This window comes from Nonomuraea sp. NPDC050547 (genome assembly GCF_044457345.1).
In the GTDB taxonomy this organism is placed as follows: Bacteria; Actinomycetota; Actinomycetes; order Streptosporangiales; family Streptosporangiaceae; genus Nonomuraea.
Window position 1 is genome coordinate 691,727 of the sequence record NZ_JBITGW010000002.1, and the last position, 10,278, is coordinate 702,004.

The following is a 10,278-nucleotide window of genomic DNA, read 5'->3' on the forward strand; positions in this document are numbered from 1 at the left end:
CAACCATGGAACTGTCACGCCGCCAGCTCGGCATCCTCTTCGGCGCCGCCGCCACGGCGCCGCTCCTGACCGCCCGCCCCGCCTTCGCCGCGCCGACCCTCCTTCCGCCCGGACAGACCTGGCAGCAGATGTGGTCGCCCACCGCGCGCGGCGACGGCATGCGCGCCTGGGAGTCGATCGAGGACGACCGGGCCGACTCCCACACGTCGGCCGCGCCGCACATCTTCCCCGAAGGCGACAACTTCCGCTTCACCATGCACACGGTCGACCGCGACACCAGCACCGACCGCCAGCGCCACGAGGTCACGGGCAACCGCACCCCGGCCGGCTACCTGCAGTGGAAGTCAGGGGAGCTGTGGCGGGTCACGTACGCGATGTTCATCCCGGCCACGCTCAAGGCCACCACGTCCTTCACCCACATCTTCCAGACCAAGATGCCGGGCAGCGGCACCGCGCCCATCACCGTCACCTCGCTGCGCCGGGTGGACGGCAGGCAGACCATCGAGCACAAGGTCTTCGAGCCGAACATCCTGGTCGGCCGGACCGACCTCACGCCCCTGCACGACAAGTGGATCGACATCGACTACGAGATCAAGATCGGTGACGGGTCGTCCGGCGCGGTGCGCTGGGTGCTGAGCAGCGGCGGCACGACCGTCGTCGACGCCACCAGGACCGGCGTGGACACCTTCCTCGGCGACCGGGTGCGGCCCAAGTGGGGCATCTACCGCTCCCTGGGCGACACCTCGGGCTCGCTGCAGAACTGCCACCTGCTGCTGACGAACCTGAAGTCGTACAGGGCCGTGCCGGGCGGCGGTGGCAACACCACCCGCTACGAGGCGGAGAACGCGAGGGTCTCGCAGGGTGTGGTGGAGTCGAATCACGCGGGTCACTCGGGTACGGGGTTCGTCAACGGTGACAACGTGGCGGGCAGTTTCACCGAGTGGACGGTCGGCGGCAGCGCGGGGGCGGCGACGCTGCGGGTGCGTTACGCGAACGGGACGTCGGCGAACAGGGCGGCGGCCATCGCGGTCAACGGGGTCGCGGTCGTGGCGAGCCAGTCGTTCAGCGGCACCGGCGCCTGGACCACCTGGGCCACGACCACCTTGCCGATCACCTTGAACGCCGGGGCCAACACGGTCCGGATCACGGCGAACACCGCCAACGGCAACCCCAACCTGGACTACATCGAGGTGACCCAATGACCAGCCAGTTACCCGGCGGGGCACTGCGCGCCGCGGCGCTGTCCCGGCGCGAGGCCCTGCGCGGCGCGGCGCTCGGCGCCGGGGCCCTGGTGCTCGGGGGCACGCTCCCGGCAGCCCTGAGCGAGCGCGCGGCGGCGCGCGCGCATGACGCGGGCGCCGGAGCGCGGGGCGGGGCCGCGGTCGTGGAGGGCACGGCCGCGGCCTCGCCCTGGGACGAGGTGCCCGAGATCCTGGCCAGGATCGTGCCGCCCGCCTTCCCCGACCGGACCTTCCCCATCACCGACTACGGGGCCGTCGGCGACAACAGCACCGACTGCACCGCGGCCTTCCGCAACGCCATCGCCGCGTGCGCCGCCGCGGGCGGCGGCCGGGTGCTGGTGCCGGCGGGCACCTTCCGCACCGGCAAGATCCACCTGCTGTCGAACGTGAACCTGCACGTCCAGGGCACGATCCGGTTCCGTACCGACCCGGGCTCCTACCTGCCGCCCGTCTTCACCCGGTGGGAGGGCATCGAGTGCCACAACTACTCGCCCTTCATCTACGCCAACGGCAAGACCAACATCGCGCTCACCGGCACCGGAACCATCGACGGCAACGCCCCGGCGGGCGAGTGGTCCTCGTGGGGCGGCGGCGGCGCCGACCGCGACCGGCTGCGGGACTGGGGCGCCGACGACCACCCGGTGGAGCAGCGGGTGTTCGGTTCCGGCACGAAGCTGCGCCCGAACATGATCGGCCTCTACAACTGCACGAACGTCCTGGTGGAGAACCTCAACCTGCGCAACCCCGCGATGTGGACGCTGCACCCGGTCTACTGCACGAACGTCACCGTCAGGAACGTCACCTTCTACAGCACCAACTCCCAGGGTGACGGCTGCAACCCCGACTCCTGCACCGACGTCCACATCCACGACTGCCGGTTCAACACCAACGACGACTGCGTCCCGGTCAAGTCGGGCCGCGACCGCGACGGCCGCCGGGTCAACCGGCCCTCGCAGAACATCGTGGTGCGCAACTGCAGGTTCTCCGGCCGCTGGGGCGGCATCACCGTCGGCAGCGAGATGTCGGGAGGGGTGCGCAAGGTCTTCGCCGAGGACTGCCAGTGCAACGCCGCCGACTTCCCCGGCCGCTACCCGGTCAAGTACGCGCTGTACGTGAAGACCAGCTTCAACAGGGGCGGCTTCGTCGAGGACGTCCACCTGCGCCGCTTCACCGGCCGCAACCTTGAACGCGACGCCGTCTACATCACGATGAACTACGAGACGTCCGGCAGCATCCCGCCCACGGTACGCAACTTCACCGTCGACGCCATGACCGTCACCGGCGGCCGGGCGGCCTTCAACATCGACGGCCGCTCCGCCAGGCACATCCAGAACGTGACGATCTCCAACAGCACCTTCACCAGCATGACCAATTCCGGAAATATCGCGAACAATGTCGACAACCTCCAGCTGATCAACGTCTTTCACAACGGCCGCGACATCTCCACCACCAACCCGCCCACCGGCACCCGCTACGAGGCGGAGAACGCGACGGTCTCGCAGGGTGTGGTGGAGTCGAATCACGCGGGTCACTCGGGTACGGGGTTCGTCAACGGTGACAACGTGGCGGGCAGCTTCACCGAGTGGACGGTCGGCGGCAGCGCGGGGGCGGCGACGCTGCGGGTGCGTTACGCAAACGGGACGTCGGCGAACAGGGCGGCGGCCATCGCGGTCAACGGGGTCGCGGTCGTGGCGAGCCAGTCGTTCAGCGGCACCGGCGCCTGGACCACCTGGGCCACGACCACCTTGCCGATCACCTTGAACGCCGGGGCCAACACGGTCCGGATCACGGCGAACACCGCCAACGGCAACCCCAACCTGGACTACATCGAGGTGCAGCAATGAGAGGTGCAGCAGTGAGAGGTGCAGCAACGAGTGGCGCGGCGATGCGAGGCGCCGCCTGGCCCCTGGCCCTCGCCCTCCTGGCCTTCCCCCTCACCGCCACGCCCGCGAGCGCCACCACCGCCGCCGAGTTCAACGTGCGCGACTACGGCGCCACCGGCAACGGCAGCACCAACGACGACGACGCCATCGACCGCGCCATCAACGCCGCCGGCGCCGCCCCCGGCGGCATCGTCGTCTTCCCCTCGGGCAACTACCGCGCCCGCACCATCCACCTGAAGAGCAACGTCACCATCCGCCTCGACTCCGGCGCGACCGTGCGCGCGGCGAGCAGCGGCATGGACGCCCCCGAGCCCAACGCCTTCGACGACTACCAGGACTTCGGCCACAGCCACTTCAACAACTCCCTGTTCGTCGGCCGGGGCGTCAGCAACGTGCACTTCGCGGGCGCCGGCTCGATCGACGGCGACGGCAATCTGTCCACCAGCAACTCGCCGCCCTCCGGCGCGGGCAACAAGGCCATCGCGCTGACCGAGTGCGCGAACGTCAGCATCACCGGCATCACCATCCGCCGCGGCGGCCACTTCATGGCGCTGCTCAACGGCTGCCACGACGTCCTCATCGACAACCTCAAGACCGTCTACGCCGAGAACGGCGTGCGCGACGGCATCAACCTGATCAACAGCTGGAACGTCGTCCTGCAGAACAGCCGGATCGAGGCCGGCGACGACGCGGTGGCGCTGAAGAGCGACTTCGCCCTCGGCCACACCTACACCAGCCAGAACGTCCGCGTGCGCGACACCACGATCTACTCCCACGAGAACAACGCGATGCAGTTCGGCTCGGAGACGTGCGGCGACTTCCGCGACATCCGCTTCGACAACATCACCGTGCTCGGCGCGGGCAAGGCCGGCATCGGCATGGTCTCGATGGACGGCGCGATCATCGAGGACGTCCGCTACACCAACATCTCGCTCACCAAGACCACCACCCCGATCTTCATGAAGATCGGGGAACGCAAGCGCTGTCCTGGCTCGCCGCCCGCCGGCCGGATCAGGAACATCCACCTGACCAACGTGACCGGCCACGAGCTCACCGCCCCCGAGCCCTCGGGCACCACCGGCGGACCCGAGCTGACCAGCACCATCACCGGCACGCCCGCCGTCGACATCGGTCCCGGCATCACGCTCGACGGCGTCAGGCTGACCGTCCCCGGCGGCCACCCCGCCTCCGACGCCACCCGTGTGCCCGGCGAGTTCCTGACCAGCTACCCGCCCCGCGACTACGGCACCCGCCCCGCGTTCGGCATCTGGGCCCGCCACGTCCAGGGCCTGTCGGTCAAGGGCGAGATGCGCCTCGACCAGAACGACAACCGCCCCGCGTTCATCGTCGACGACGGCTCCGGCATCAGCCTCGACGTCGTCGCCCAGCGCGGCTCCGGCAGCGCCTACGACGTCGGCGTCAGCGGCATCAACGGCTACTCCGTCACCGGCGTCAACACCGCGGGCGGCGCGCTGCGGGTGCGCGCGACGAACTCCACCCCCGTCCCCGGCAACCCCGTCAGCCTGTACGGCGAAGCCGAGGCGGCCACCGTCACCGCCCCCATGCAGATCCAGCAGGACCCGGCGGCCTCCGGCGGCTCCTACGTCACCGTCGCGCCGGGCAACAACAGCCAGTCGGCGGCGCCGCCGACCGGCCACGCCACGCTCGGCTTCGCCGTACCCGATCCCGGGTCCTTCAAGGTCTGGGCCCGCGTCATCGCGCCCACGACCGGCGACGACTCGTTCTGGGTGCGCGCGGACGGCGGCGCGTGGACCAACTGGAACACCGTCCCGCTCGGCGCCTCCTGGCACTGGGCCCAGCTCCCGGTCACCTACGACCTGAACGCCGGCGCCCACACCGTCACCTTCGCCTACCGCGAGGACGGCGCCCGCCTGGACCGGGTGGCGATCTCCAGCGACCCGTCCTTCACCCCGTCCGACGGCCCGCCCCCGGCCGGCTCACGGTATGAGGCGGAGGAGGCGACGATCGCGCAGGGCGTCGTGGAGTCCAACCACGCCGGGTTCACCGGCACCGGTTTCGTCAACGGCGACAACGCCGCCGGGCCCTACGTGGAGTGGACGGTCACCGCCGCCCAGGCGGGCACCGCCACGCTGGCCTTCCGGCACGCCAACGGCACCACCGTCAACCGGCCGATGGCCGTCTCGGTGAACGGCGGCGCACCCGTCACCGTGGACTTCCCCGGCACCGGCGCCTGGACCACCTGGACCAGCGCCACGCTGCCGGCGCGGCTCAACGCCGGTGCGAACACCGTCAGAGCCACCTCCACCACCGCCAACGGCGGACCCAACCTCGACCACCTCGCCGTGACCGGCCCGTAGAGGAGCGCGAATGTCCCGAGCCCCACGTGCGGCCTTACTGGCCGTCCTCACGCTCATCCTCGGCACGCTGGTCGCCGTGCCGGCGCGGGCCGAGCTTCAGCACCCGCGCCAGGCGTTCCTGCGTTCCTCCGTCGGCGGGTTGTTCCTGCACTGGGGCATGCGCACCTCGCCCCAGCACACCAGTTGCGGCGCCTGGGAGTCGGCCGTCACCGGCGGCGGCTGGAACCCGGGCTACTGGGTCCAGGAGGCCAAGAAGCTGCACACGCAGTACATCGTGCTGGCGACCTTCCATTCGCGGCTGGGGTACGCGCGGCCGTACCCGAGTGCCGTGCCGGGCTCCTGCCGTACCGGCAGAGACCTGCTCGGCGAGCTCATCGACGCCGCCGACGCCCAGGGCGTGAAGGTCATCCACTACATGACCGACGACCCGCAGTGGTGGAACGAGGGGCTCGGCTCCGGCCAGTCGTGGCTGAACTCCGCGGCCTACTCCAGCTACAAGGGCCGCACCGTCGACCTGCACACGCGCGACGGCTTCGGCGAGTTCAGCTACGACCTGTTCGTCGAGCAGCTCACCCGCTACCCGAAGCTGGCCGGGTTCTGGATCGACAACGACAACGCCTACTGGGAGCGCAACGGCCTCTACGAGCGCATCCGGCGCGAGCGGCCGGACATGACGCTGTCGAACAACAACGAGGACACGCCGATCATGGACATGATCAGCAACGAGCAGAAGACCGGCATGACGCCGAGCTACGACTATCCGCAGGCGGTCTACACGGCGGCGCCGCGCCTCATCGAGGCCGACTTCAAGCTGCCGACCAGCGGCCCGTGGTGGTACGGCGGCTCCGACCAGGCCGTCGACCACAAACTCACGCTCGGCCGCCTGATCACCAACGCCGGATCGTCGGTCAAGGCGCTCATGGCCGAGACGCCGATGAAGGCCGGGCGCATGCCACCGGCCCAGGAGAGCTTCAACACCTTCGCGAACACGTACCTGGCGGCGATCTGGGAGTCGTTGTCCGGGACCGAGGGCGGCGGCTACATGTACGGCGGGCTCGACCCGGGCTTCTGGAACAACGGCGCGCACGGCGTGACCACGATCAGCAAGACCAACCCGAACCTGCACTACATCCACGTGATCAACCGGCCGTCGGGCAGCACGCTGTCCCTGCGTGACAACGGGTACAAGATCAGCTCCGTGGTGAACCTGCGCTCCGGCGCGCCGGTGAGCTTCACGCAGGCCAACGGGACGCTCACGCTGAGCGGCGTCTCCGGCTGGGACCCGTACGACACGGTCTTCAAGGTCGTCTCCGCGGGCCGGGAGGGCATTCACACCGGCGTCACCCTGTCGGCCTCCGCCTCGGCCGGTGGCCATCCGGCCGCCGACGCCGGTGACGGCGACTACCTGACGTACTGGGACGCCACCTCGGCGGGCACGGTGTCGCTCCGCTTCGACCTGGGTGCGCAGCGTCCGGTCCGCTACATCGGGATCAACCAGCGCGAGGACTCCACGACGTACCCCGCCGCGAACTCCGCGCGGATCAACGGCTACCGCGTCTACGTCAGCAACGACGGCACCAGCTGGGGCAGCCCGGTCAAGACCGGCAACCTGCCCAACCACCGCGGCGTCCAGTTCATCGACCTCCCGCCCACCACCGCCCGGCACGTACGCCTGGAGAAGACCGGCAGCCACGGCATCGCCCGGCTGCGCGTGGACGAGGCGTGGATCGGCGGCGCCTACCCCGGCGGCGCCGTCGAGCCGCCGGAGAACCGTTACGAGGCGGAGAACGCGACGATCTCGCAGGGCGCGGTGGAGAACAACCACGCCGGATACTCCGGCACCGGCTTCGTCAACGGCGACAACCTCGCCGGACCCTACGTGGAGTGGACGGTCAACGCCGCGCGGGCCGGGAACGCCACGCTGACGTTCGGCTTCGCCAACGGCACCACGGCGGGCCGCCCGATGGACCTCGCGGTCAACGGCACGCAGGCCGCCGGCGAGCTGGCCTTCGACCCGACGGGCGCCTGGACGAACTGGACGACGCGGACGCTCACCGTGCCGCTGAACGCGGGTGCCAACACGATCAGGGCCACCGCCACGACCGCGGGCGGCGGGCCGAACCTGGACTACCTCGACGTCGAGGCGGCGAGCGGCCCCACGCCGACCGACCACCAGGCGGAGGACGCGGTGATCTCGCAGGGCGCGGTGGAGTCGAACCACGCGGGCTTCACCGGCACCGGGTTCGTCAACTACGACAACCTCGTGGGCTCCTACGTGGAGTTCACCGTGAACGTGGCGAGCGCGGGCCCGGCGACACTCACGCTGCGCTTCGCCAACGGCACCACGGCGGGCCGCCCGATGGACCTCGCGGTCAACGGCACGCAGGCCGCCGGCGAGCTGGCCTTCGACCCGACGGGCGCCTGGACGAACTGGACGACGCGGACGCTCACCGTGCCGCTGAACGCGGGCGCCAACACGATCAGGGCCACCGCCACCACCGCCGGCGGCGGGCCGAACCTCGACCGGATCAGCCTCGGCTGAAGGAGAACGCGTTGAATCCGACAAGACCGCGCGCGGCCGCCGTGGCCGTGCTGCTGGCCGCCGCAGGCCTGGCGATCTCCTCCTCGCCGCCCGCGAGCGCCTCCGACAACGGGCAGTCGATCCGGCCCGCGATGGGCTGGAGCAGCTGGAGCTTCGTACGCCGCTGGCCGGACGAGGCCAAGATGAAGGCCCAGACCGACGCCTTGGCCGGCAGCGGCCTGCCGGCCAAGGGCTACGTCCACATCAATCTCGACGACTTCTACCAGAAGTGCGACGCCAACGGCTTCCTGGTCGACGGCTTCGGCCGCTGGCAGGTGGACGCCGCCAAGTTCCCCTCCGGGATCAAGGCGCTGGCCGACTACGTGCACTCCAAGGGGCTGAAGTTCGGCTTCTACGTCACGCCGGGCATCGCCAAGAACGCCGTCACCCGCAACACCCCGGTCGAGGGTACGAGCTACCGCGCCGCCGACATCGCCGACACCGGCGCGAGCATGCACAAGAACTACAACTGCAAGAACATGTACCGGCTGAAGTGGTCGCATCCGGGCTCGCAGGCGTTCATCAACTCCTGGGCCAACCAGATGGCCTCGTGGGGCGTGGACTACCTCAAGATCGACGGTGTGGACGCCACGACGATCGCCGACGTCGAGGCCTGGGACAGGGCGCTGCGGCAGACCGGCAGGCCGATCAACTTCGCCCTGTCCAACAACCTGCCCATCGCCCAGGCCTCCACCTGGAAGCGGCTGGCCAACAGCTGGCGTACACAGGGCGACGTCGAGTGCTACTGCGGTCCGGGCCCGAACGGCTCCGGCTACCCGCTCACCACCTGGGCCAAGATCACCAGCCGCTTCGCCTCCGCCGCCGCGTGGCAGCCGTACGCCGCGCCCGGCGGATGGAACGACCTCGACTCCCTGCAGATCGGCAACGGCGACCAGATGGGGATCAACGCCGACCAGCGGCGTTCCCACCTGACGCTGTGGGCGATGGCCGCCTCGCCGCTGCTGCTCGGCAGCGACCTGACCGCGCTCACCTCGACCGACCTGGCCATGCTCACCAACGAGCGGCTCATCGCCGTGAACCAGGACGGCGTCGCCGCCGACCGCATGGTGAACAGCGGCGTCAACCAGGTCTGGCGTAAACGGGAGTCGAACGGCGACTACATCGTGGCCCTGTTCAACACCGGAACCTCGGGCAACTCGACGGTCAGCGTGAACTGGTCGCAGGTCGGCTTCTCCGGCGCCGCCGAGGTGACGAACCTGTGGTCGGGCGGCGCCGAGGGCACCGTGTCCTCCACCTACAGCGCCACCCTGCGCCCCGGCGAGGCCCGCCTGATCAGGGCCAGGCCCACCTCCGGCACCGTCGCCCGCCTGGAGGCCGAGCAGGCCGTGATCACCCAGGGTCTCGTGGAGTCCAACCACGCCGGCTACTCCGGCACCGGCTTCGTCAACTTCGACAACGTCTCCGGCAGCGGCATCGAGTTCACCGCCAACACCGCGAGCGCCGGCACCGCGACACTCACCCTGCGCTTCGCCAACGGCACCGCCGTCAACCGCCCGATGAGCGTCTCCGTGAACGGCGGCGCCCCCGTCACCCGCGACTTCCCCGGCACCGGCGCCTGGGCCACGTGGGTCAACGCGCCGATCACCGCCGAGCTCAACGCCGGGGCCAACACGATCAGGCTGGTCGCCACCACCGCGAACGGCGGCCCGAACATCGACTACCTGGACGTGCCGGCCCCGTCGGCGCCGAGCTCGGAGTACCAGGCGGAGAACGCGGCCATCTCGCAAGGGGCGGTCGAGTCCAACCACGCCGGCTTCACCGGCACCGGCTTCGTCAACCTCGACAACCTCGCCGGCTCCCACGTGGAGTTCACCGTGAGCGCCGCGGCCGCAGGGCCGCGGCCGCTCACGATCCGCTTCGCCAACGGGACCACCGCCGGGAGGCCGATGGACGTCCTCGTCAACGGCGTGCTCGCCGCCGACGAGAAGCCGTTCGACCCCACCGGCGCGTGGACCACCTGGGTGGAGACGACGGTGACCGCCGACCTTCAGGCGGGGGCCAACACCGTCCGACTGCTGTCCACCACCGCCGGCGGAGGGCCGAACCTGGACCGGATCACACTCGGCTGAGCGGCGCGGGGGGGGGGCGCCCCGCCCCCCCCCCCCCCCCCCCCCCCCCCCCCCCCCCGGGCCCCCCCCCCCCCCCCCCCCCCAAAACCCCCCCCCCCCAACCCCCCCCCACACCCCCCCCCCCCCCCCCCCCCCCCACCCCCG

The 10,278-nt window shown here is 70.6% G+C and carries 5 protein-coding genes; all 5 read left to right on the forward strand.

Annotated elements, in window-relative coordinates; all coding sequences use genetic code 11:
- Nucleotides 1-5 precede the first annotated feature (5 nt).
- The 5 genes from ACIBHY_RS07535 to ACIBHY_RS07555 are packed head-to-tail and all read left to right on the forward strand — an operon-like array spanning nt 6 to nt 10,134.
- The gene (locus ACIBHY_RS07535; RefSeq protein ID WP_397306237.1) at nt 6-1,202 is read left to right on the forward strand and encodes a carbohydrate-binding protein; all 1,197 of its coding nucleotides are present in this window, start codon (nt 6-8) and stop codon (nt 1,200-1,202) included.
- A complete protein-coding gene (locus tag ACIBHY_RS07540; protein WP_397306238.1) occupies nt 1,199-3,085 on the forward strand; it encodes a glycosyl hydrolase family 28 protein in 1,887 nt (628 codons plus the stop codon). Before ACIBHY_RS07535 ends, ACIBHY_RS07540 begins: the two co-directional genes overlap by 4 nt.
- 11 nt (nt 3,086-3,096) lie before the next feature.
- Complete coding sequence (locus ACIBHY_RS07545) at nt 3,097-5,463, forward strand: glycosyl hydrolase family 28 protein (RefSeq protein WP_397306239.1); 2,367 nt, start codon at nt 3,097-3,099, stop codon at nt 5,461-5,463.
- A gap of 10 nt (nt 5,464-5,473) precedes the next feature.
- Nucleotides 5,474-8,005, forward strand: a complete 2,532-nt coding sequence (locus ACIBHY_RS07550) for a carbohydrate-binding protein (RefSeq protein WP_397306240.1) — start codon at nt 5,474-5,476, stop codon at nt 8,003-8,005.
- Nucleotides 8,006-8,016: 11 nt separating this feature from the next.
- On the forward strand, nt 8,017-10,134 hold the full coding sequence (locus ACIBHY_RS07555) for a CBM35 domain-containing protein (protein WP_397306241.1): 2,118 nt from the start codon (nt 8,017-8,019) through the stop codon (nt 10,132-10,134).
- The last annotated feature ends 144 nt before the right edge of the window (nt 10,135-10,278 follow it).

Excerpts from the sequence above, each read along its gene's own strand:
- ACIBHY_RS07540 (WP_397306238.1), top strand. The coding sequence starts at position 1,199 with ATGACCAGCCAGTTACCCGGCGGGGCACTGCGCGCCGCGGCGCTGTCC.
- ACIBHY_RS07535 (WP_397306237.1), top strand. The coding sequence starts at position 6 with ATGGAACTGTCACGCCGCCAGCTCGGCATCCTCTTCGGCGCCGCCGCC.
- ACIBHY_RS07550 (WP_397306240.1), top strand. The coding sequence starts at position 5,474 with ATGTCCCGAGCCCCACGTGCGGCCTTACTGGCCGTCCTCACGCTCATC.